Genomic DNA, 22,484 nt, shown 5'->3' on the forward strand with positions numbered 1-22,484 from the left:
CAGAATTCCGGGTACTAGGCGGATATCTCCTCGAAGCGGTGAGCACGGCAGAACGTCCCCTCCTTTTCGAAGGTGGAGCTTGCCCCCCGTAGCGAACTTTGCGAAGGGAGACAGGGGGGATTTGCTCTTTTCCTTCGCGAGCGAGCTCAATCTTTGCTCACTGGAATCTCGAGAACTAAAAAAAAGGGGGAGGGCCATAGGCCCTCCCCCTTTGTGCGGCAGACGTCACCGCGTAACTTAGCGTTTCAGGTAGGCATCGATGGAAGCGGCGGCGCGCTTGCCGTCGCCCATGGCGAGGATGACGGTGGCGCCGCCCCTGACGATGTCGCCGCCGGCGAAGACGCCGGGGATGCTGGTCTGGCCGTTATCGTCGGTGACGACGTTGCCCCACTTGTTGAGGCTGAGGTCCGGCGCGGTGGCGGTGAGGAGCGGATTGGCGTTGGTGCCGACCGCGTTGATCACTATTCCCGCCGGAATGTCGTACTCGGAATCGGGAATCGCCTGCGGACGACGACGACCGGAGTCGTCGGCGGGACCAAGCTCCATGCGCTGGCAGCGCAGCGCCTTCACCCAGCCGTCTTCGGTGGCGACGATCGCGAGAGGGGCGGTGAGCATGATGAACTCGACCCCTTCCTCCTTGGCGTGCTTGATCTCCTCGACCCTCGCCGGCATCTCAGCTTCGCCGCGGCGGTAGATGATCATGGCGCGCTTGGCGCCGAGCCTTTTCGCCGTTCTTACGCAGTCCATCGCCGTGTTGCCGCCGCCTATTACGGCGACCTCGTCACGCTGCAGGATGGGCGTGGCGCTGTCTTCCCTGCGACCGGCCTCCATGAGGTTCACGCGGGTGAGGAACTCGTTGGCCGCGTACACCCCTTTGAGGTTCTCGCCCGGGATGTTGAGCATGGTGGGGAGCCCGGCGCCGTTGGCGATGAAGACCGCATCGAATTCGCTGCGCAGCTCGGCAACGGTGAGCGTCTTGCCGATGATCACGTTGCACTCGATGGTGACGCCCAGCTGTGCGAGCACGCCGACCTCGCGGTCGATGATCTCCTTGGGAAGGCGGAACTCCGGGATGCCGTAGCGGAGGACGCCGCCGGTGTCGTGGAGTGCTTCGAAAATGGTCACCTTGTGACCCTGGCGCGCGAGTTCGCCGGCAGCGGTCAACCCGGCAGGGCCGCAGCCGACCACGGCCACCGACTTGCCTGTCGGCTCGGGCGTGGGCTCGGAGAGAAGACGGTCCGGGTGCTGCATGGCCCAGTCGGCCACGTAGCGCTCGAGGTAGCCGATGGCCACCGCATCACCCTTCTTGCCGCGGATGCAGAGCGCCTCGCACTGGGTCTCCTGGGGGCAGACCCTGCCGCAGACGGCGGGGAGCGCGTTGTCGCCGCGCAGGATCTGGGCCGCGCGCGGCATGTCCTCGCAGGCGAGCGCGTCGATGAATTCCGGAATGGAAACGCCCACCGGACAGCCCGCGACGCAGTTTCTCGTCTTGCACTGCAGGCAGCGCTTCGCCTCGGAGAGCGCCTGATCCCCGGAGAGTCCCAGGTTGACCTCCTCGAAGTTCTTGTTCCGCTCGTCCGCCGGCAGCTCCGGCATGTGTACCCTGTCTATCGCCATCCTCTCTTTGGGCGAAAGGTCGTTGCTCACTTTGCTACCTCCTTAGCCAGTTTGCAGCCCTCGGCTGCGTGCCTTGCCGCCTCTTCCTTGCGATAGCTGGTGAGGCGGTCGGAAAGGCCGTCGAAGTCGACCTGGTGCGCGTCGAACTCGGGGCCGTCCACGCAGGCGAACTTGGTCTGGTTGCCCACCTGCACGCGGCAGCCGCCGCACATCCCGGTGCCGTCGATCATGATCGGGTTGAGGCTCACGATGGTCTCGATCCCCGGTTCGCGGGTGATGTTCGCCACCGCCTTCATCATCGGGACCGGGCCGACCGCGAAAACCGCCTGCGGCACGCGCTCAGGGTCGGCGAGTATCTCGGAAAGAGGACCGGTCACGAACCCCTTGTACCCCTGGCTGCCGTCCTCAGTGGTGATGATGAGGTTTTTCGAGAGGGCGCCCAGCTCTTCGGCCAGGATGACATACTTCTCGGAACGGCCGCCGATGATGGTGGTGATCTCGTTTCCCGCCTCGGCGAGGGCCTTCACCAGCGGAAAGAGGACTGCGGTGCCGACCCCGCCACCGACGCAGACGACTCTGCCCCAGTTGGTGATATGGGTTTCCTTGCCTAGCGGGCCTGCGACGTCGCGGATGAAGCCGCCCGCGGGCGTTGCCACGATCTTCCGGGTCGAGGCGCCGATGGCCTGGATGAAGAGGGTGATGGTCCCGGCGGCCTGATCGGCGTCGCCGATGGTGAGCGGGATGCGTTCCTCGCCCTGGTCGAGGCGGACGATGACGAACTGTCCCGCCTTTCTTGCCCGCGCGATGCGGGGGGCGACCAGCACCATCTTGTGGAGGTTTTCCGCGAGAATCTCGTTGCTTACAACTTCGAACATTGGGGTCACCTTCTTGGAGAAGAGATATGCTGCAGCTGTTTTAGCGTAGTGAATACGATATCAGCAGCGAGGGGGGAAGGGCAAGGAAGTATACGGAAAAGCAGGGGTAATGAACAATTGACAATGGAGAATTGACAATGGACGACTCGACTGCTCAAACGACTTGCGGGGAAGGGCAGGGGAGGGGGCTAGGCCTTTACTTTATAGGTTGCGCAGACGATGCCGGCGAAGATGAGCACGATGCCGGCGATGTGGAAGCCCTGCAGCGTTTCGCCGAGGAACATCACGGCCATGATGGTGGAGAAGGCGGGCATCAGGTGCACGAACTGTCCGCCTATGTGGGGGCCGACCCGGCGCAGGCCGTGGTTCCAGGCGGTGAAGGCGACCACCGACGCGAGGACGCCGACGTACAGAACGCTCAGCACGGTGGGGAGGTTGAAGGTCATGTGGTGCCCGGCGGAGATTTCCCAGGCGTAGAACGGGATTAGGAGCACGAGGCCGACCACGGTCATGGAAAACAGGAACACGAACGGGTTCAGCCCCTGGGGGTATCGCTTGATGGCCACCGAGTAGAGCGCCCACGCGATCGCGGCTAAGAGTACCAGGAGGTCTCCGCGGTTGAAGGTGAGCGTCAGGATGCGGGCCGGGTCGCCGCGCAGGATGATGGCCGCGACGCCGACCAGGGAAAGCAAGACCCCGGCGTGCTGGCGCAGCATGACGCGCTGCCCGTAGAAGATGCGCGCGAACATGATGATGAAGATGGGGATGGCCGAGTTTACTAGGGCCGCGTTGATGGCGGTGGTCCAGTGCATCGCCATGTAGATCAGGTAGTTGAAGAGGGTGACGGCGAAGAGCCCGGAGATGCCGACGAGCGGCAGGTTGGCGCGCAGGATGGGCCACTCGCGGCGCAGGCGCGGCAGTGCGATCGGGAGAAGCACTACGAGCGCGACCACCCAGCGCCAGAAGACGAAGCCCGCGGGAGGGATGACGTTATTCATCGCCCGGCTGATCACGAAGTTTCCGGACCAGATCAGGGCGCTCAGGGTGAGAAGGAGGTACGGCATGGAGATACCCTATGATGAACCTGCGCCAAGCGCTAGTCCGTAAATGGTAATGCCGGGTGAGGGCGGCGCCAAAGCGCAAAGACTCGCTCATTTCGCGCAGTTGGTCAAGCAAATTGAACAGGGATGAAGGGGATGAAAGGGATAAAGGCGATGAAAAGCACGTTAGACGGGGGGGACTGGCCCTAAAGGAGCCAGTCCCCTTTGCATAGCTAGAACTCCTGCGACATCGCCTTCACTTCCCGGGCGGTGAAGACCGGGCCGTCTTTGCAGACGTAGACGTTGCCGACGTTGCAGCGGCCGCACTTGCCGACGCCGCACTTCATCCTGTTTTCGAGCGTGGTGTAGATGTTGTCGTCGGAGAATCCGAGACGCTCCAGAACAGGCAGCGTGAACTTGATCATGATGGGGGGACCGCAAACAAGAGCGATGGTGTTCTCGGCGCTCGGCGCCGCCTCCTCGAGGACGGTCGGGACGAAGCCGACCTTGCCGTCGAAGTCGGGGCCTGCGCCGCCTGGATCGACGCATTTCACCAGGCGCACGTCGCCGCGCTCCTGCCACTCCTTCAACTCGTGCTTGTAGACCAGGTCCGCCTCGGAGCGGGCGCCGTACACGATAGTGATGTCCTTGAACTTGTCGCGCAGGTCGAGGCAGTTCCAGATCACCGTCCGAAGCGGCGGAAGGGCGATGCCGCCGGCGATGAAGACGAGGCTCTTGCCGTAGAACTGCTCGATCGGGAAGGAGTTGCCATAAGGACCGCGCACCCCGACCGTATCGCCCACCTCAAGCCTTCTGAGCGACTCGGTCACGCGGCCGACGCTCCTGAAGCAGCACTCGATGTAACCCTTTCGGGTCGGGGCCGAGGCGATGCAGAAGGTCGATTCGCCGAAGCCGAAGGAGGAGTACTCGGCGAACTGGCCGGCGCGGAAGGTGAAGTTTTCCCGGACCGCTTCGTCCTGGAAGACCAGGCGCAGCGTTCTGACATCCGGGGTCTCGTCGACGATGGCCTCGATGGTGGCGAGGTTGGGGAGGTAGATGTTCTTGGATTCGCACATAGATCGGTTCTCTCGTTAAAACAAAGGCGTTTAACAGGGATGAAGGGGATGAAAGGGATAACTTCAAGGTTTAAGGTTTTATCCCTTTTATCCCATTCATCCCTGTGAATATGGTTTTTACGGTTATTCCGCTTTGCCGTTGATCGTTTCGAGGATCTCAGCGATGTCGATGCCGACGGGGCAGGCGCGGATGCAGCGGCCGCAACCGGTGCAAAGCGTTTTGCCGAACTTGTCGTCGTAGTACTTGAACTTGTGCATGATGCGGTTTCTGTAGCGCTTGTTCTGCACGTCGCGCGGGTTGTGCCCCGAGGCGTGGTTGGTGAACTTCGCGAAGCCGCAGGCATCCCAGTGCTTGCGCCGCACACCATCGTCGGTGCTCCCCTCGTCGTTGATGTCGAAACAGTGGCAGGCCGGACAGATGAAGGCGCAGGCGCCGCAACCGACACAGATGTCGGCGATTCTCTCCCATAGCGGGTCCTCGAAGTGCTCTTCCAGCCACTTCTTGATCTTCACGAGATCCAGTTTCTGGACGGCCTGGTCCACGAACGGCACGGGCTCGGCACCCGCCCCTTCCGCGAAAAGGTTCTTGTGCGCGGCAACCAGGGCCTGTCCCTTTTCGGTCACCGCGTTGCAGGCGTAGGAGCCGTCCTTGAGAGGGGTCAGGAAGAGATCGCTGCCGTTCTCGGCATCCGGCGCCAGTCCCACCGCTTGGCAGAAGCAGGCGTCGTCACCCTTGGTGCAGGCGATCCCGACGATGGTGCTCTTCTTGCGGCGCTCCAGGTAGAACTCGTCCTTGTAGTCCCAGGACATGACCGCGTCCAGGATGGAGGGGGAGCCGGCATCGCAGGGGGGCGCACCGATCAGTACCGTTTCCGGGAATTTGGAACGGTCCACATCGGTCACCTTCATGCCGCCGCCTTCCCGCTTGTAGGAGAGGATGTCCTCGCAGACGGGGAAGAAGAGCTCCTTCGAGGAGCGGCGCGGCAGTGCGTCTAGGGTCAGCTCGGTCCCCGCGGTGAGCGGTTCGTAGAGGACGACCGATCCCGACAGCTTCGGGCCGACGACAAGTTTGGCTTCCTTGACCAGAAGGTCGATCAGATTGCGAAGGTTCTGTTCCGTAATGATCTGCATAGGGTTCTCTTTCATGGCGGCCTTGAGCGGTCGTCGTTGGTGGTTCAGCTTTTTTATGCTTTACGGCTACTTGATGAACGACTGGTCGTCGTCCTCCTTGTACTGGTTGAGCGGCCCCTTTTCCACCGGGGCGAGCCCCGCCTCGTAGTCGTAGAGCTCCTTCAGCTCCTTTGCCATGCGGCGGTTCAACAGGTTCAACGGGATGTCCATCGGGCAGACGCGCTCGCATTCGGCGCAGCCGCCGCAGCGTCCGGCAAGGTGCATGGCGCGCACGAGGTGCCAGGCCATGTTGCCGGCGGGACGCGGCGAACTCTCCACCGCCTGCGGCCGGTTCTTGTCGCACAGGCACTGTTCACAGTAGCAGAAGGGGCAGACCTGGCGGCAAGCCATGCAGCGGATACAGCGCGAGAAATGTTCCTTCCAGAAAGCCCAGCGCTCCGCCTGCGGCATCGCCTCGATGCGGGCCATCTCCTCCGCCTCTTCCGGGGTCAGGTCGGCGAGCTCGGCGTGGGTTCCGGCGGCGACGTCGGCCCCCTCCGGCATGTGCACGGTGCACTCGCGGCACTTGCGGGCGATGTTGGCCTCGGTCAAGGTCCCGGTCCGCTCGACGCCGAAACCGTACACGCCGGGGCAGACCACGCCGATGATGAAGAGGTCCTCCCGCTGGAGCTGCGATTCCGTCATCAGACCGGCCAGGGCGCGCATGTCGCAACCCTTGGCTACGATGCCGACCTTACCCTGCTTCAGCACACCCTTCTTCGCCTTGGTGAGGTAGACCGAGAGGTTGTTGACGCAGGCGGGCGAGAAAATGAGTTTTTCCGCTTCTTCCACCGAGGTCACCAGCGCCGGGGTGGCGGTCCCTTTGCGGCGACCAGGGAGGTAGCCGACCACGCCGACCACCGTCTCTTCTTTAAGGATCTTCACCGCTTCCTTGCGGATCGCCTCGGTGACCGCCTCGTAGTAGGCCGGCTCGATGCTCGTCAGTTGGTTCTTGCTTGCTTTAGCGTTCATGACGTTGTCCGTTCATTTTCCCCTTTAGGCAGGGGCGTGGCGTTGGTGGGGGAGATTAATCATTCGCCCGGGTTCCAGCGTGGCGGCACCTCAGCTGATGCTGTCGTACGCCTCTTTCAGTCCCGGCGTATTGAGCACCTGGGACTTGTCCGCCGTGATGTTGAGCCCTGTGGATTTGCCCGCCGTAGCCTCGGCGAAGGTGGACCACAACTCCTCGTGCTCCAGCTCCTTGAACTCCGGCATCGGTCCCATGGTGCGCACCCGTTCGGTCAGGTCCGTCACCACCTCGACCCACTTTCCCCCCTCCGCGGCGGAGACCCAGGAGAACTGGAGCCGGTTCAGGTCGACCCCGATGAAGTCGAGCAGGGCGCGGAAGGCGGCGAAGCGGCGCCGGGCGTGGAAGTTGCCGGCCATGTAGTGGCAGTCGCCCGGGTGGCAGCCGGAAACGAGCACCCCGTCCGCCCCTTTCTGGAAGGCGCGCAGGATGAAGACCGGATCGATCCTCCCGGTGCAGGGGAACTTGAGCACCCGGACGTTGGGCGGGTACTGCATCCGGCTCGTGCCGGCAAGGTCCGCCCCCGCGTACGTGCACCAGGTGCAGACGAAGGCGACTATCTTCGGTTCAAAATCGTGCATGGAAACCTCTGGAGCCGTTCAACGTTCAGCGTTCAACGTTCGAGAACGTGATTGCCCTGACGGAACGGGGTGTTGACTGTCTTGTCACTATCCAAAAAAGCGCTTTAGGGAAGAAACCCGCTGAACGTTGAACGCTGAACGCTGAACGCTGAACGCTGAACGGCCTCTTGCCTTTACAGCGCCTCTATCATCGCCATGATCTGCTCGTCGGTGTAGCCGTCGAGCTCGATGGACTTGGAGGGGCAGGTGGCCTGGCAGGTGCCGCAGCCGCCGCATACGCCGGGATTCACGTACGCAACCTTCTTCACCAGGTTCCCCTGGCGGTCCCTGATCTCCTTTTCCTCGATTGCTCCGTAGGCGCAGACCTTCTTGCAGGCGAAACAGCCGACGCAGTACTTCTCGTTCACCTTGGCGACCACCGGATCGCGCTCCAACTGGTCCTTCGCGAACAGGGTCATCACCTTCGCAGCGGCTGCTGAGGCCTGGGAGACGGTGTCCGGGATGTCCTTCGGTCCCTGGCAAGCACCGGCAAGGTAGATCCCGGCGGTGGCGCACTCGACCGGCTTCAGCTTCGCATGGGCCTCGGAGTAGAAGTTGTACTTGTCGTAGGAGATGCCGAGCTTCTGCGCCAAGAGGTCGGCGCCGTCCTGGGCCTGCACTGCGGTGGCGAGCACGACCAAGTCCGCCTCGATCTCCACCTGGACGCCGACCTGGATGTCGCTCCCCATCACGACGATCTTGTCCCCCTTCTGGTACATGCGGGAGACCATGCCCCTGATGTAGACCGCTTCCTCTTCCTCGACGGCGCGGCGCCAGAACTCGTCGTAACCCTTGCCCGGAGTACGCGCGTCCATGAAGAAGACGTAGGCCTGCCCGTCGTGCACCTTGTGGTGGTAGAGCATGGTGTGCTTAGCGGTGTACATGCAGCAGACCTTGGAACAGTAGGAGATCCCCTTTTCCCTGGCGCGCGAACCGACGCACTGGATGAAGACCACCTGCTTCGGCTCCTTGCCGTCCGAGGGGCGCAGGATCTTGCCGCCGGTCGGGCCGGAGGCGGAGGCGAGACGCTCGAAGGTCATGCCGTCGATGACGTCGGGGATGGTGCCGTAGCCGAACTCGCCGTAACCCTGGATCGGGCTGTCCTCTGGTTTCCTGTCGATGGTGTAGAGCTTGAAGCCGGTGGCGACCACGATGGCCCCCACGTCCTCGACGGTGAAGCTGTCCTTTTGCTCGTAATCGACCGCGCCGGGACCGCACACCTTGGCGCAGACGCCGCACTTGCCGCTTTGGAACATGGTGCAGTTTTCCCGGTCGATGACCGGCGTGTTGGGAACCGCCTGCGGGAAAGGAACGTAGATTGCGGGGCGCATGCCGTGCCCCTGGTCGAACTCGTTGGGGATCTTCTTCTTCGGGCACTTGGTCATGCAGACGCCGCAGCCGGTGCACTTCGACTCGTCCACCGAGCGCGCCTTGTGCTTCACCGTCACCTGGAAGTTGCCGATGTAGCCGTCCACCTTCTCGATTTCCGCGTAGGTGTAGAGGGTGATGTTCGGGTGGTTCGCCACGTCGACCATCTTCGGGGTCATGATGCACTGGGAACAGTCGAGCGTCGGGAAGGTTTCGGAGAGCTGGGCCATGTGACCGCCGATGGAGGGGTCGCGCTCGACCAGCACCACGCGGTGCCCGGCGTCGGCGATGTCCAGCGCGGCCTGGATCCCGGCGATGCCGCCGCCGATGACGAGCGCCCGCTTGGTGACCGGTACCGTGATCGGTGCGAGCGACTTACCTTTGCGCACCCGCTCCACCATGAGCTTCACGATGTCGGTCGCCTTCTCGGTCGCCATCTCCCGGTCCTCGTGGACCCAGGAACAGTGCTCGCGGATGTTCGCCATCTCGCACAGGTACGGGTTGAGCCCGGCGGACTCGGCCGCCTTCCTGAAGGTCTTCTCGTGCATGCGCGGGCTGCAGGCCGCGACGAGCACGCCGTCCAGCTTGTGCTCGGCGACCGCCTTCTTCAGAAGGGTCTGTCCCGGGTCTGAACACATGTACTTGTAATCGCAGGAATACGCCACTCCCGGGATTTCTCCCGCGGCCTTGGCGACCCGCTCCACATCCACGGTGCGGGAGATGTTCTCGCCGCAGTGGCAAACAAAAACGCCGATTCTGGACATAAGCTCCTCAATCCGTTGCTGCCGCCGGGGGCTAGAGCAGCTGTTTATCTCTCAACAGCGGTTTCGGGTCGATGATGACGCTCTCGAAACCGAGGCTTTGCGAGGCGACGCCCATGGCGAGGGCCGCAAGCTGGGTGATGTAGAAGATGGGGAGGTCGCGCCGGTCCTCGCTGGTGGTGCTGATCGGCAGGTCGGACCCGAAGATGCTGCCGAACAGCGTGGAGTCGGGAGCGCCGAAGGCCTCCTTGATCTCCTTCTGCCGGATATCGAGGTTCCCGTGGCACAGGGGGCAGGCGACCATGATGCAGTCGGCCCCGGCAAGGCGCGCCGATTCCAGGATGGCGTTGGAGAGCTTCAGCACCACCCCCGGGCGGGAGAGGGTGAAGTTCGCGCCGCAGCACTCCATGCGGTGCGACCATTTGACCGGCTCGGCACCGAGCGCACGCAGGATGTCCTCCATGATGCTCGGGTCCTCGCAGTCGTCGAGTTCGGGCACCTCGGGGGGACGGGTGAGGAGGCAGCCGTAATAGGCCGCGACCTTGAGCCCCATGAGCGGCTTCTTGACGCTCTCCTCGAGCTTCGCCAGGCCGTACTCGCGGGCGAGGATCTCGAGGATGTGCTTCACCGGCTTGTTGAGCGACGCCGGGCCGTCTATGGCGTATTCGACCTGCTTTCTCTTGGTTGCGTCCTCTTTCAGGTGGTGCTGCGTGGTCTTTAAGCGCGAGAAGCAGGCGGCGCAGGCGACGGCCAGGTCCCCTTCGACCTGTTCGGCCAGGGAGAGGTTCTTCGCGCAAAGCGAAAGCGACAGGAGTTCGTCCACGTTGTGGGCCGGGGTCGCGCCGCAGCAGAACCAGTCCGGCACCTCCTTGAGCCCCACGTTGAGCGCCTTGAAAAGGGCACGGGTGGAGATGTCGTACTCGCGGCCGGAGGCGTGCAGCGAACAGCCGGGATAGTAGGAATAACTGAGTTTTTTCTTGCCGGGCGTCACAGTGCCTCCCCCTTCTTGCGCATCTCCTCGACTCTCTTGAAGATCCCCTCGATGTCGCTGATGTTGCGGTTCTTGGAATGGAACATCTTCAGCTTTCCCTTGGAGATGAGCTTCGGTCCGAGCATGAGGTCCTTCAAGAACTGCCCGCTCTTCATGTTGAAGATGGCGCCGAGGCGCAGCTCGTACTGGCGGCCGTAGGTGCGGATGTTCTCGATGAAGAGACGGTTGGCGAGCTGCACGTAGCTTTCCTTCGAGGGGCCGTCGGCGTCCCAGGAGAGTTTTCTGAGCGCGTCCATGATGGCGGCAAGGTCGACCTTGTTCGGACAGCGGGTGGTGCAGGTCTCACAGGAGGCGCAGTACCAGATGGAGCGGCCGGCGAGGACGCGCTGCCCCTGGCCTAATTGCAGCAGGCGCACGATCCGGTTGGGTGGGTGCTCCATGAAGGTCGACATGGGACAGCCGGCGGAACACTTGCCGCACTGGAAGCAGCGCCGGACCGAACTGCCGGAGAGCGCTTCCACCTTTTTAACGAAACCGACGTTCATGGTCTCGTTGGAGAGGTGCATCAACTTGTTTTTCACTGCGGACCTCGTGACTGGTTAATGGCCAGCGACCATTTTGTTAATAAACAGCTCGAAATCATACGCCCATGGAAAGGGAAAAGGCAAGCCCTTAACGGACAGTTTTCCTGTTTTGCAAGAACGCTGTTTTAAAATCAAGGAGTTTTTTGTCATACACGAAATTGGGGAGGACTATACGCCATTTTAAAACAAAAAAGCAAGCTTTTGTTTGCTTCAGAAAGGTTTGAAAAACAAAGACATTTATGAAAGTAGCTGCAGAAACGGCCTATCTTTAGCGGAATTTTGGTCGTGAATTTGTACAAAAATGCGCCATTTTAAAACAACAGGGGTTGTATGGGAATTTGACGTGGAAGTCTCTGAAGTTGCGTTGAAATTGGTTAAAAGTTCCCTATCCGGCGGTCGGCGGGGATGAGGCGGGATTAAGGGAGAGTGTTGACGTGTTTACATTTTTTTAAAACAATCAAACACCGAGATTGGAATCGGCAAATACTTTGACAGAAAATGCCAAATGTAATAAGAGTACGGGGCGTTATCGGTGCGAGGTGAACCATCGGCGAGTTGAGAAGACTATACCGCTACATGCGCGATTGCCAGGGGGCTTACCTGCTGGGGGCGCTCCTCCTGGTGGGGACCAACCTGTGCGGGCTCGCCATCCCCTGGCTCATGAAGCTCGCCATCGAAGCGCTGCAGGCACCGGCGAAGGCGGGATATTCGCCTGCGCAGTTCGGCGGCATGATCGCAGCCGCCGCGATCGGACAGGGGGGGATCCGCGTCTTCTCCCGGACCACGCTCTTGAACGCGGGGCGGCGCATCGAGTACCGGTTGCGCGAGGACCTCTACGCGAGGCTGCTCACCCTCGACCGTACTTATTTCTCGAACTGGCGCACCGGAGACATCCTCTCCCGCCTGTCCAACGACCTCACCAACGTCAGGATGCTCCTGGGGTTCGGCGTGCTGAGCTCGCTCAACACCGTCATCATCTACACCGCCACCCTCATCCTGCTGACCCGCATCTCCCCTTTCCTCACCCTTTGCGCCGTCGGGCCGTTCCCGATCATGGTGCTTATCGTGAAGCGGCTGAGCTCCTCGATGTTCCGCACTTCGAAGCTCATGCAGGAAGCGCTCGCGCGGCTCACCACTCGCGTCGAGGAGAACGTCTCGGCTGCCGCCGTGGTGCGGGCTTACAGCCGCGAGGACGGAGAGATCGCGAGCTTCGCCGCGGCGTGCGACAGCTACAGCGAGGCGAGCATGGCCGTCACAAAGATCAGGGGGCTCATGTTGCCGGTGATGGCGGCGACCGGCGCACTCGGGACGCTGGTGGTGCTCTTTGTCGGCGGAAACCTGGTAATCAGCGGCGGCTTGACGCTCGGCGGTTTCGTTGCCTTCAACGGCTACCTCGCCATGCTGGTCTGGCCGACCATCATGTTCGGCTGGATCCTGAACCTGATGCAGAGGGGAGCTGCCTCCATGGGGCGCCTGGGAGAGATCCTGAACTCCCGCCCAGAGGTGGTCGAATCGGCCGATCCGGTTGACCCCGGGCATATCGAGGGGCGTATCGAATACCGGGGGCTCTCCTTCTCCTACGGCGGCACCGACATGCTGCGCGGCATCGATCTGACGATCAGGAAGGGGGCCCGCATCGGCATCGTGGGGGTGGTCGGGAGCGGCAAGTCGACCCTGGTACGGCTCATCCCGCGACTCTTCCCCGTTGCCGACGGTACGCTCTTCATCGACGGTATCGATGTGAACCGTCTTCCGCTGCAGCGCATCCGCTCCGCAGTCGGCTTCGTGCCGCAGGAGAGCTTTCTCTTTTCCCGCACCATCGCCGACAACATAGGTTATGGAAAGCCGGGCGCGACCCGCGAGGAGATCGAGCGTGCGGCGCGTATCGCCGGGCTTTCCGGGGACATCGCGCGCTTCCCGCAGGGGCTGGACACCCTGGTGGGGGAGCGTGGCGTCACCCTTTCCGGCGGGCAGAAGCAGCGCGTCTCCATCGCCCGGGCTCTGATCAAGGAGCCGAGCATACTGATACTCGACGATCCGCTTTCCGCCGTCGATGCCGACACCGAGGAGGAGATCCTCTCAGCCCTGTCCGGTTATTACGGCGAGCGGACCGTGCTCATCGTTTCGCATCGCCTCTCCCCTCTGCGCGGCTGCGACGAGATCATCGTGTTGGAGCAGGGGTCGATCGTGGAGCAGGGGAGCCACGCGGAGCTCCTGGAGCTGAACGGCCGCTACGCCGCGATCCACACGGAAGAGCAGTTGAAGGCGGAGATAGAAAGGCTTTAAAGACAAAGATAAAGGCTTCAACGCAAAGGCGCGGAGACGCAAAGAAAGTCTTTGGGTTAAAACCTTTGTCCGTTTCCGGTTTCCTTAGCGCCTTGGCGGCTTTGCGCCTTTGCGTTGGGCCGTTGGGTTTTACGGGATTCACAGGCAAAGACTTCAACGCAAAGACGCGGAGGCGCGGAGACGCAAAGAAAGTCTTTGGGTTAAAACCTTTGTCCGTTTCCGGTTTCCTTAGCGCCTTGGCGGCTTTGCGTCTTTGCGTTGGGCCGTTGGGTTTTACGGGATTCAAAGGCAAAGACTTCAACGCAAAGACGCGGAGGCGCGGAGACGCAAAGAAAGTCTTTGAGGGGTAAAACCTTCGTCTGTTTCTGGTTTCCTTAGTGCCTTGGCGGCTTTGCGCCTTTGCGTTGGGCCGTTGGGTTTTACGGGATTCACAGGCAAAGACTTCAACGCAAAGACGCGGAGGCGCGGAGACGCAAGGAAAGTCTTTGGGTTAAAACCTTTGTCCGTTTCCGGTTTCCTCAGCGCCTTGGCGGCTTTGCGCCTTTGCGTTAGGCCGTTGGGTTTTAGGTTTTTAAAGGAGAAACATGCACTTCGGCGGCATATACGAGGACGAAGTAGTCGGCAAGATGTACGATCGGCGCCTGATGGGGCGCTTCTTCGCCTACATCCTGCCGTACCGCCGCACGCTGGTCACGGCGCTCGCCCTGCTCCCTTTCATCGCCGCAACCAAGCTCTCCCAGCCCTGGATCCTCAAGATGGCCATCGACGGCCATATCGTGAAGGGGCAGATGGAAGGGCTTCCGGCGCTCGCCGCTGCCTTCTTGGGCATCATCTTCGCCGAGTCCATCCTCATGTTCGCGCAGGTTTATATGCTGACCTGGGTTGGACAGCGGGTCATGTACGACATCCGCGTGCAGCTCTTCACTCACATCCAGCGCCTCTCCGCCCGCTTCTTCGACCAGACCCCGGTGGGAAGCCTGGTCTCACGACTCACAAGCGACATCGAGGTGGTGGGCGAGATGTTTGCGGCGGGGATCGTCACCGTGGTGGGAGATATCCTCGTGCTGGCTGGCATCGTCGGCATCATGCTCTGGATGAACGTGAAGCTCTCGCTGGTCACCTTCTCGGTGCTGCCGCTGCTCATCTGGGTCGCTTTCTCTTTCCGAAACTGGATGCGCGTCGCCTTCAGGCAGGTGCGTTCCCGCCAGGCGAACCTCTCCGCCTTCCTCACCGAGAGCATCGGCGGCATGGCGGTGGTGCAGCTCTTCAACCGGGAGCGGGACGAGGCCAAGGAGTTCCAGAGGCTGAACAAGTCCTACGTGGAGGCGAACCTCCCGGTCATCACCTGGGACGCTGCCCTATACGCCGTAGTCGAGACGCTCTCTTCGGTGGCGGTGGCGCTGATCATCTGGTACGGCGGCGGTGAGATCATCAGGGGGACGCTCTCCTTCGGTGCATTGGTCGCCTTCATTCAGTACATAGAGAAGTTCTTCTCCCCGATCCGTGACCTCTCGGCGAAGTATTCGGTGATGCAGGGGGCGATGGCGTCGCTCGAGCGCATCTTCACCCTCCTCGACAATAAGGAGTGGGAGCCCGGTGCGGCCCCTGCGCCGAAGCGGGAGGAAGCCGCCGCACCCGCCTGCGTATCGGCGCCGCAAAACGTGCTGCAGAGTATCTGCTTCAACGACGTCTGGTTCGCCTACAACGGTGAGGATTACGTGCTCAAAGGGGTCTCGCTGCAGATGAAGCGCGGCGAGAAGGTGGCGCTCGTCGGGGAGACCGGCGGCGGCAAGACCACGGTGACGCGGCTTTTGTCCCGGCTCTACGACGTGCAGCGCGGCTCGATCACCATCGACGGGACCGATCTGCGCGACATGCCGCTGCAGCAGCTGCGCCGCAGGATCGGCGTCGTGCTCCAGGACCCCTACCTCTTCTCAGGGACCATCGCCTACAACATCTCGCTTGGCGACCCGGAGGCGATGAAACGGGTGGAGCAGGCGGCCAAGGTGGTCGGCGCGGACCGTTTCATCCGGGAGCTCCCGAATGGGTACGACGAGGAGGTGCGGGAGCGCGGGGTGAACTTCTCCGCAGGGGAGCGCCAGCTCATCTCCTTTGCCAGGGCGGTCGCCTTCGACCCGGAGATCCTGGTACTGGACGAGGCGACGGCGAGCGTCGACACCGCGAGTGAGCGGCTCATCCAGCAGGGGCTCGAGGGGCTGATGCAAGGGCGGACCACGCTCGTCGTGGCGCACCGCCTCTCCACGATCCGGGATGCCGACCGCATCGCCGTCATCCACCGGGGCGAAAAGGCCGAGGAGGGAACCCACGCGGAATTGATGGCCGCGCGCGGGCTCTATTACCGGCTCTACCAGCTGCAGTTCAAGGATTAACTCCCTCCCCCGGAGGAGGATGGGGTTAATTCGCCAGCTGGTTCATGAAAGAGCGGTTGACCTTTGATAGAAAAATTGCGATATAGGAAAGAATTTTTTCACGGAGCACCCTGATGAAGCATCTGATACTCGGCACCGCCGGGCACATTGACCATGGCAAGACCTCACTGGTAAAGGCGTTGACGGGCGTCGACACGGACCGCCTCAAAGAGGAGAAGGCCCGCGGCATCACCATCGAACTCGGCTTCGCGCACCTGGAACTGGCTGACGACCTCCGCTTCGGCATCGTCGACGTCCCGGGACACGAGCGTTTCGTCCGCACCATGGTCGCCGGGGTGGGCGGGATGGACCTGGTTCTCCTCGTCATCGCCGCCGACGAGGGGATCATGCCCCAGACCCGTGAGCACCTGGAGATCTGCCAGCTCCTAGGGGTGAAGCGCGGCATCGTCGTGCTGACCAAGAAGGACATGGTGGACACGGACTGGCTCGACCTGGTGACCGAGGAGGTGCGCGAATATCTCGCCGATAGTTTCCTTGCCGGAGCGCCCGTCGTGGCGGTTTCCTCCCGTACCGGGGAAGGCATCGACGCGCTGAAGGCCGAACTGATAAAGATGGCGAAGGAGATCGAGCAGAAACGGGTCGACTCGCCGTTCCGCCTCCCCGTTGACCGTGTCTTCACCGTGACCGGCTTCGGCACCGTGGTCACCGGCACCCTCCTCTCCGGTGCCGTCACCGTCGGCGACGAGGTGGAGATCCTCCCCTCCGGCATCGCCTGCCGCGTGCGCGGCGTCCAGTCGTTCGGCTCCAAGGTTGAGAAGGGTGGGGCGGGCGAGCGCCTCGCCGTGAACCTGCAGGGGGTGGATCACACCGAGGTGCAGCGCGGCGACGTCGTCGTCCCGAAGGGGCTCTACAAGCCGACCAGCGCCGTCGATGTCCGGCTCAACTACCTCGCCTCGGCCCAGAAGGAACTGAAGCACCGCGCCTCGATCCGCCTTCATTCGGCCACCTACGAGGTCCCGGCCAAGATCATCCTCTTCGACCGCGACGCGCTGCAGCCGGGCGAGAGCGCCTACGTGCAGCTGCGTCTCGAGCATCCGGTGCTCCTGTTGCCGGGCGACCCCTTCGTGCTGCGTACTTACTCGCCGCAAGCGACCCTCGGGGGGGGCACCGTCCTCGACCCCGCACCGCCGCGCCGCCGCCGCCGCTCCGCCGAGGCCCTCGAGCTTCTGGCGGCCGTCGAGTCCGGCGTCGACCAGGACCGCATCAGGCTGCTCGTCGACTCCTCGCTCCTCTCCGGCATTTCCATCCAGGAGATGGTGAACCGCTCCGGCATGTCGGGTAAAAGGATTGAGGGGGCGCTGGCGCCGCTTCTTTCCAGCGGTGCCGTGCTGCAGGTGGTGAAGGAGCCGCGCATCTTCCTCAGCAAGGACGCCTTCGCCATGCTGAAGAAAAAGCTCTCCGACGAGTTGGTGGAGTACCTGCAGGAGAACCCGATGCAGGAGGGTATCGGCAAGGAAGAGCTGAAGTCGCGCATCCCGAGGCGCAGTGACGCGCGCTTCTTCGGGCCGGTGTTGGCGAGCCTCGAGAAGGACGGACTGGCGCTTTCCGACCGCGAACTCGTCAAGCTACCCGGGCGCAAGGTGGGGGTAACCCAGGACCAGGCGAGCGTGCAGCGCACCCTCGAAGATGCCCTCACCAAGGGGTGGTTCGAGCCGCCGACCCTGAAGGAGCTTTGCGATCTGGTCGGCGCCACCGAGAAGCAGGTGCTCGATCACGCGAACATGATGTTCCGCGAGGGGAGGGTGGCGAAGATCAAGGGGGACATCTTCTACGCCCCCGGTGCGGTTTCCGAGCTGCGCGAGAAGCTTGTCGCTCTCCTAAAGGAGAAGAAGGAGATCACCCCCCCAGAGTTCCGCGACGTCACGGGTCTTTCCCGGAAGTTCATGATTCCGCTCCTGGAGTATTTCGACTCCGAAAAGCTCACCATCCGCATGGGCGACAAGAGGATCCTCCGCAAAGGATAGACAGTCGAACCGGTGTTGCCGGGCACAAAATGTCGATTATCCTTCCGTAGTCTCAGCTCCCTCCCCCGGAGGGGGAGGGTGGGGGAGGGGGAAGACATGAACGCTGGCAAGACTGATTTCACCCGGTTCCCGGTTCCCGACGGGCTGCTTAAGGCCGCCCGCACTTTGCGCCAGCATATGACCGACGCCGAGCAATTGCTCTGGTTCTGCCTGAGGCGCAAGCAGGTGGATGGTTTCAGATTCAGGAGGCAACACCCCTTCGGGAAGTACGTGCTGGATTTCTATTGCCCGGAGGCGAGGCTTGCCGTCGAGTTGGATGGCGGGCAGCACAACCTGACTAAAAACGCCCTGCGCGATCAAGGAAGGACAGACTTCCTCGAGGCGCAGGGCGTTTTCGTTTTAAGGGTCTGGAACAACGAGGTCTTCTCAAATCTGGAAGGAGTTTTGGAAGAGATTTACGGGGCGCTGCTACAGAGGGCGGAAGTTCACTACGGCAGGAACCCTCTTCCCCCTCCCTGACCCTCCCCCTCCGGGGGAGGGGACGTGGACACCCTTCTCACATACCACCCACGCATGGCACCGGTTCCCTAATAGCTCACGGCCGGCTCTCCCTCCATCAGTGGTGAGCGCTCCCTCCCCCGGAGGGGGAGGGCTGGGGAGGGGGAAGAGGCTGCCATCACGAGAAGGGCACTTCGAGTACGGCGCCTACCGCCCAGTTGCTGTCATCACCAAATGTAATCCTTGGCGATGTCGCGCTTGTCCCTGCCGTAGAGGATGTGGAAGGCCCGAAGCTTCTTAAGCGCCACCGGCGATAGACTCCCGAGCGGCAGGTAGATGATCCTTTTGTTAAGCCGTGCGGCGTGTTGCTTCATGAAACTTCTGGGGGGCTTCGCCGCGGCGTAAACCACGTCCTTCTCCAGCGAATAGTCGAGCGCCGCCAGCAGGAGCAGCTCTCCCTTGCCGGTGGCGTGCCGGTAATCCGGGTCGCGCCAGACGTCGACCATTCGGCGCGGGGGATAGCTCAAGAGAAATCCGCCGTACTCGCAGCGCGAGATCCCGGGACCGACGATGTTGTCGGTGGGCGGGGTGGCGTAGAAGGCCATGTCGGACTCTTGGGCGTGCTCGCCGAGCCAGGTCATGCAGTACGGGTACCTGCTCCCTTCCTTGTCCTCGTCGAAGACCACCACGACGCACCCGACGCCGCTCTTCAGGCGCTTGTTCTCCTTGACGTAAATCTTCCCCTCGTGCAGGTTCCGGAGCGTCTCCCGCATGTCGACCCCGTCCAGAAGCGACGACGTGAAGGGCTCGCTTTTGCTCCCCTCCTCGCTCAGCTGCCGCGCCCCGATCCGCTTCAGGTTCCGCCCGTATTCCTCGATGCTCAGGTCCTCGGGGGGGTAGGAGCAGATGTACGGATCGTCGAACCCCTCCAGCCAGTCCCCCGGGCGCTTCTCCTTTTTCCGGTTCATCATCTTCAGGTGCGAGAACCCCTTCGCCCGCACCCGCTCGCGCGGCCGGAAACGGATCCTCTTCGTAGAAGACCAGAGTTCGTCGGCGGAGAGGCGTATCGTCGGGAGATCGCTCGTCTCGCGCTGCCAGGGATAACGGGCGGCGAGCCGGAAGAAGGCGTAGGCGAAGTTGTCGTCCAGGCAGCCGCGGGCGGCGGCCAGCATCTGGAACAGGTCGGGAAGGAGCATGCGCGTCATGAGCGCGTAGTTGCGGGCGAACCTGAAGAAGGCGCGCTTCTGCCAAAAGTGCACCTTGTCACCGGTCTCCTGGCGGTAGTGACGGGCCGCCTCGAGGAACAGGCGCAACATGATCTTCTGCCGGTCGGGGAACTCCCCTTCCATCCCGATACGGTGGGCGCTCCTTTGCACCGATTCCGCCAGTGCCTCCTCCTCGGGGATGCTCTCTTTCCCACCCAGGATCAGCTCGAAGGCGTTGAAGCTCTTTCTGAGGGAGTGCCCGTTGGCGGCGGGCTCGGGACCAAGAGGCGTCCTGCGCGTCTCGTACACCGCGGAGAGGAAGGAGTACTCGGCGAGCACCTCGTGGAGGCACTCCGGGTGCAGGTTGAGGATGGTGATCCCTTCGCGCCGGGTCCGGGTAAGCGGCTGGGCGAGCGGCGCGTCGAAGGAGTGCCGGATCCGCTCCAGGTGCGACATGCCGCAGATGAAGAGGACGCGTTCGTGCTGCGCAGAGAGCTGCTTCAGGCGGTAGGCCATGCCGCGCTCGCGGCGCAGGTCCTCCTCGCAAGGGGGTATCTCCCGGTAGAGTTTCGCCACCTCCCGGTAGAAGGGCTCGAGGCCGATGCGCTGCACCGAATAGGAGTCCGGGAGGTGTTCCGGGTGTGACGGGTAGGAGTCGAGGTCAATGTCGACGAGGTGCAGCGGAACCTTACGCTCCAGGGCGAGCCGGGCTCCTTCGATCAGCGGATCGGCGGGTTCGATGAGCAGGAAGACGGACTGGGCGGCAACATGGTAGGCGAGGACGGAGACCTCGGGGAGGCGCCGGACGCCGCGCAGGAACTGTTCTTCCAGCGTCTGCGGCAGCTCGAGGGCGACGCAGTCGGGCTTCACGCGGTCGAACGCATCGCGCACCAGGTGGGCGAACTCCATCCGGTAGTGCAGGACGGGGAGGGCGTGGACGTTGCCGAATTGTTCCAGGTAGAGTCGGTCGGGCATAAGTCCTGCCTACTTCAGGTAGCGCAGCGCCTCTTCGCCGAGGATCCGCTCGACGGCGAGCGGCAGGAGCTCGTGCGGGTCCTTGTTGGTCGCCGACATCATCTTCAAGGCGTAGCGTGCGATGTTGATGCCGTCACGCACCGAGTACGGTTCGTCGGCGGCGTGGCCGCGTTGCAGGAACTGCACGACATAATTGAGGATCGAGCTCCCGGCGAAGGGGAGGTTCTCCTTCAGGATCGCCAGTTCCTCGTCCGCCTCGGGGAAGTCGATGAAGAGCTGGGGCTGCAGGCGGGAGTGGATGTACTCGGGAACCTCGAAGGTGGAGGAGTCCTCGTTCATGGTGACGACGATGCGGAAGTCGGGATGGGCCTTGATCCGCAGGCCGGTGATGATCGACTCGACGTAGCGGCGGTCGTCCAGAAGCGGCGCGAGGGAGGCCCAGGCCTTCTCGCTCATCCGGTTCCCCTCGTCGAGGATGAGGACGCCGCCGGAGATCATGGCGGATACGAGCGAGGAAGCGGCGTACTGTATCGCTCCCTCGGGGCCGATCACCGGCGTCACGATCAGGTCCTCGGGGCGGGTGTCCATGGTGGCCTGGAAGAGGTACACCTGGCGGCCAAGTTTCTTGGCCGCGGCGTAGGCGAGGGTCGTCTTCCCTACGCCCGGTTTACCGATCAGGCGCGGGTTGAATGGGATGTCGCGCTCGTCTATCACCATCCAGGCCGCCAGAAGCTGCCGGAGCAGTTCCTCGTCCCCCACCCAGCGCAGCGGCAGCTCGATGGGGTTGGCGAGGGTGAGATTTATGCCGTCTATAGTGGTCCTGTCCATGTAAACCTCAGGTGTTCATCTCGTGTCCGTACATCATCACCAGCCGGGCGCGGTTCTCCCGGCAGGTGCGGCAGAGTTCGCCCGCGTCCTTCCAGAACTCCTCGGCCAGCCACTGCCCCGCCTCGCCGTAGAGGGAGTCGGGCTCGTTCTCATCGAATTCTATCTTGCAGATGCTGCAGGTCTTCATGCCTTCGCCGTTCTCACCAGGTCCGCCAGGCAGTCCAGGAATATCGGGTCCGAGTTGAGCGACTCGATGCGCTCGAAGCGCTCGATGCCGTACCCCTTCGCCTCCTCGCCGTACTGGATGTCGATCTCGTAGAGGGTTTCGATGTGGTCCGAAACGAAGGAGAGCGGCACCATCAACAGGTTCCGTTTCCCCTCCTTCGCCAGCTTCTCGATGGTTGCCTCCGTGGAGGGCTCGAGCCACTTCACCCGGCTCGCCTTCGACTGGAAGCAGAGGAGATGGTTCGCCTCGCCTACCTGCTCCATGACGAGACGCCTGGTCTCTTGTATGTGGTCGAGGTACGGGTCCCCTTCGTCGATGAAGGATTGGGGCAGCGAATGGGCGGAGAAGACGATCTGCACGTCCTTTCGGTCCGGGAAGGCCTGCAGCCCCCGCATGACCTTACCCGCGAGCGCCTTGATGTAGAGGGGGTGGTCGTAGAAGCGGTCGATGAAGGTCAGCTCGAAATCGGTCCGCGCCTCCTTCAGGACGCGCTGCAGTTCGTTCACGCTGGAGCCGGTGGTGGCCTTCGAGTAGTGCGGGTAGAGCGACAGCACCACGACGCGCCGGATCCCCTCCCGCTTGATGGCCGCGAGGGCGTCGATGGTCGAGGGGCGGGAGTAGCGCATCGCCACGAAGCAGCGGTAATTCTCACCTAAAAGCGCCTGCAGTCCCTCCCTCTGGGCCTCGGTCAGCTCCCGGATCGGGGACTTGCCGCCGATCTGCCGGTAGTACTCCGCGACGTGCGGGGCGCGCTTGTTCACGATGCGCCGGGCGATGAAGGGCTGCAGGAAGGCCGGCCCGATCTTGATGATGTCGCGGTCCGTGAACAGGTTCATGAGGAAAGGGTGCACGGCGTCGAGCGAGTCGGGTCCACCCATTTGCAGCAAAAGGACTGCGGTTTTTTCTGACATGACGACCTCTTC

Annotated in this window: 18 protein-coding genes; 4 read left to right on the forward strand and 14 right to left on the reverse strand. The window is 62.6% G+C overall.

Annotated elements, in window-relative coordinates; translation table 11 throughout:
• Positions 1-237: 237 nt before the first annotated feature.
• The 10 genes from gltA to E8L22_RS05550 form a co-directional block, all read right to left on the reverse strand.
• Entirely contained in the window at positions 238-1,647 is a 1,410-nt protein-coding gene (gene gltA / locus E8L22_RS05505) for an NADPH-dependent glutamate synthase (protein WP_136524203.1), read from the reverse strand.
• Positions 1,644-2,492 carry a sulfide/dihydroorotate dehydrogenase-like FAD/NAD-binding protein gene (locus E8L22_RS05510; protein ID WP_136524204.1) on the reverse strand — a complete coding sequence of 283 codons (849 nt, stop codon included), beginning with the start codon at positions 2,490-2,492 and terminating at the stop codon, positions 1,644-1,646. Before E8L22_RS05510 ends, gltA begins: the two co-directional genes overlap by 4 nt.
• 188 nt (positions 2,493-2,680) lie before the next feature.
• Complete coding sequence (locus E8L22_RS05515; protein WP_136524205.1) at positions 2,681-3,556, reverse strand: DMT family transporter; 876 nt, start codon at positions 3,554-3,556, stop codon at positions 2,681-2,683.
• A 209-nt stretch (positions 3,557-3,765) separates the two neighbouring features.
• On the reverse strand, positions 3,766-4,608 hold the full coding sequence (locus tag E8L22_RS05520; protein WP_136524206.1) for an FAD/NAD(P)-binding protein: 843 nt from the start codon (positions 4,606-4,608) through the stop codon (positions 3,766-3,768).
• A 123-nt stretch (positions 4,609-4,731) separates the two neighbouring features.
• The gene (locus tag E8L22_RS05525) at positions 4,732-5,739 is read right to left on the reverse strand and encodes a 4Fe-4S dicluster domain-containing protein (protein ID WP_136524207.1); all 1,008 of its coding nucleotides are present in this window, start codon (positions 5,737-5,739) and stop codon (positions 4,732-4,734) included.
• A 66-nt stretch (positions 5,740-5,805) separates the two neighbouring features.
• Positions 5,806-6,750, reverse strand: coding sequence for a 4Fe-4S dicluster domain-containing protein (locus tag E8L22_RS05530; RefSeq protein ID WP_136524208.1), 945 nt, complete (start codon positions 6,748-6,750; stop codon positions 5,806-5,808).
• A gap of 90 nt (positions 6,751-6,840) precedes the next feature.
• Entirely contained in the window at positions 6,841-7,386 is a 546-nt protein-coding gene (locus E8L22_RS05535; RefSeq protein ID WP_136524209.1) for a hydrogenase iron-sulfur subunit, read from the reverse strand.
• Between the two features lie 173 nt (positions 7,387-7,559).
• Positions 7,560-9,557 carry a CoB--CoM heterodisulfide reductase iron-sulfur subunit A family protein gene (locus tag E8L22_RS05540; RefSeq protein WP_136524210.1) on the reverse strand — a complete coding sequence of 666 codons (1,998 nt, stop codon included), beginning with the start codon at positions 9,555-9,557 and terminating at the stop codon, positions 7,560-7,562.
• A gap of 31 nt (positions 9,558-9,588) precedes the next feature.
• Positions 9,589-10,545, reverse strand: a complete 957-nt coding sequence (locus E8L22_RS05545) for a CoB--CoM heterodisulfide reductase iron-sulfur subunit B family protein (protein ID WP_136524211.1) — start codon at positions 10,543-10,545, stop codon at positions 9,589-9,591.
• Positions 10,542-11,126 (reverse strand): 4Fe-4S dicluster domain-containing protein, encoded by a 585-nt coding sequence (locus E8L22_RS05550; RefSeq protein WP_136524212.1) that lies wholly within the window; start codon positions 11,124-11,126, stop codon positions 10,542-10,544. Before E8L22_RS05550 ends, E8L22_RS05545 begins: the two co-directional genes overlap by 4 nt.
• Before the next feature lie 579 nt (positions 11,127-11,705).
• Between E8L22_RS05550 and E8L22_RS05555 the strand changes: the two genes are divergently transcribed.
• From E8L22_RS05555 to E8L22_RS05570, 4 genes are all read left to right on the forward strand, one after another.
• The gene (locus E8L22_RS05555) at positions 11,706-13,415 is read left to right on the forward strand and encodes an ABC transporter ATP-binding protein (protein ID WP_136524829.1); all 1,710 of its coding nucleotides are present in this window, start codon (positions 11,706-11,708) and stop codon (positions 13,413-13,415) included.
• Positions 13,416-13,999: 584 nt separating this feature from the next.
• Positions 14,000-15,805 (forward strand): ABC transporter ATP-binding protein, encoded by a 1,806-nt coding sequence (locus tag E8L22_RS05560; protein WP_136524213.1) that lies wholly within the window; start codon positions 14,000-14,002, stop codon positions 15,803-15,805.
• Positions 15,806-15,918: 113 nt separating this feature from the next.
• Positions 15,919-17,829, forward strand: coding sequence for a selenocysteine-specific translation elongation factor (gene selB, locus E8L22_RS05565; RefSeq protein ID WP_136524214.1), 1,911 nt, complete (start codon positions 15,919-15,921; stop codon positions 17,827-17,829).
• 96 nt (positions 17,830-17,925) lie between these two features.
• Complete coding sequence (locus tag E8L22_RS05570) at positions 17,926-18,348, forward strand: endonuclease domain-containing protein (protein ID WP_136524215.1); 423 nt, start codon at positions 17,926-17,928, stop codon at positions 18,346-18,348.
• A gap of 206 nt (positions 18,349-18,554) precedes the next feature.
• Here E8L22_RS05570 and E8L22_RS05575 read toward each other — a convergent pair whose 3' ends face one another.
• From E8L22_RS05575 to hemH, 4 genes are read right to left on the reverse strand one after another with little or no spacing between them, the layout of a single operon-like run.
• Positions 18,555-20,507, reverse strand: a complete 1,953-nt coding sequence (locus E8L22_RS05575) for a TraB/GumN family protein (RefSeq protein WP_136524216.1) — start codon at positions 20,505-20,507, stop codon at positions 18,555-18,557.
• 9 nt (positions 20,508-20,516) lie between these two features.
• Positions 20,517-21,335 (reverse strand): AAA family ATPase, encoded by an 819-nt coding sequence (locus E8L22_RS05580; RefSeq protein WP_136524217.1) that lies wholly within the window; start codon positions 21,333-21,335, stop codon positions 20,517-20,519.
• Between the two features lie 7 nt (positions 21,336-21,342).
• A complete protein-coding gene (locus E8L22_RS05585) occupies positions 21,343-21,522 on the reverse strand; it encodes a hypothetical protein (RefSeq protein WP_135869020.1) in 180 nt (59 codons plus the stop codon).
• Positions 21,519-22,472 (reverse strand): ferrochelatase, encoded by a 954-nt coding sequence (hemH, locus tag E8L22_RS05590; protein ID WP_136524218.1) that lies wholly within the window; start codon positions 22,470-22,472, stop codon positions 21,519-21,521. The genes E8L22_RS05585 and hemH overlap by 4 nt, the downstream gene beginning before the upstream one ends.
• Positions 22,473-22,484 lie beyond the last annotated feature (12 nt).

Origin of the sequence: Geomonas ferrireducens, assembly GCF_004917065.1 — a bacterium.
In the GTDB taxonomy this organism is placed as follows: Bacteria; Desulfobacterota; Desulfuromonadia; order Geobacterales; family Geobacteraceae; genus Geomonas; species Geomonas ferrireducens.

What these genes read in the sequence shown, in the direction of transcription:
- E8L22_RS05510 (WP_136524204.1), bottom strand. Translation starts at nt 2,492, where the DNA reads ATGTTCGAAGTTGTAAGCAACGAGATTCTCGCGGAAAACCTCCACAAG.
- E8L22_RS05515 (WP_136524205.1), bottom strand. Translation starts at nt 3,556, where the DNA reads ATGCCGTACCTCCTTCTCACCCTGAGCGCCCTGATCTGGTCCGGAAAC.
- E8L22_RS05520 (WP_136524206.1), bottom strand. Translation starts at nt 4,608, where the DNA reads ATGTGCGAATCCAAGAACATCTACCTCCCCAACCTCGCCACCATCGAG.
- E8L22_RS05525 (WP_136524207.1), bottom strand. Translation starts at nt 5,739, where the DNA reads ATGCAGATCATTACGGAACAGAACCTTCGCAATCTGATCGACCTTCTG.
- E8L22_RS05530 (WP_136524208.1), bottom strand. Translation starts at nt 6,750, where the DNA reads ATGAACGCTAAAGCAAGCAAGAACCAACTGACGAGCATCGAGCCGGCC.
- E8L22_RS05535 (WP_136524209.1), bottom strand. Translation starts at nt 7,386, where the DNA reads ATGCACGATTTTGAACCGAAGATAGTCGCCTTCGTCTGCACCTGGTGC.
- E8L22_RS05540 (WP_136524210.1), bottom strand. Translation starts at nt 9,557, where the DNA reads ATGTCCAGAATCGGCGTTTTTGTTTGCCACTGCGGCGAGAACATCTCC.
- E8L22_RS05555 (WP_136524829.1), top strand. Translation starts at nt 11,706, where the DNA reads ATGCGCGATTGCCAGGGGGCTTACCTGCTGGGGGCGCTCCTCCTGGTG.
- E8L22_RS05560 (WP_136524213.1), top strand. Translation starts at nt 14,000, where the DNA reads ATGCACTTCGGCGGCATATACGAGGACGAAGTAGTCGGCAAGATGTAC.
- selB (WP_136524214.1), top strand. Translation starts at nt 15,919, where the DNA reads ATGAAGCATCTGATACTCGGCACCGCCGGGCACATTGACCATGGCAAG.
- E8L22_RS05570 (WP_136524215.1), top strand. Translation starts at nt 17,926, where the DNA reads ATGAACGCTGGCAAGACTGATTTCACCCGGTTCCCGGTTCCCGACGGG.
- E8L22_RS05575 (WP_136524216.1), bottom strand. Translation starts at nt 20,507, where the DNA reads ATGCCCGACCGACTCTACCTGGAACAATTCGGCAACGTCCACGCCCTC.
- E8L22_RS05580 (WP_136524217.1), bottom strand. Translation starts at nt 21,335, where the DNA reads ATGGACAGGACCACTATAGACGGCATAAATCTCACCCTCGCCAACCCC.
- E8L22_RS05585 (WP_135869020.1), bottom strand. Translation starts at nt 21,522, where the DNA reads ATGAAGACCTGCAGCATCTGCAAGATAGAATTCGATGAGAACGAGCCC.
- hemH (WP_136524218.1), bottom strand. Translation starts at nt 22,472, where the DNA reads ATGTCAGAAAAAACCGCAGTCCTTTTGCTGCAAATGGGTGGACCCGAC.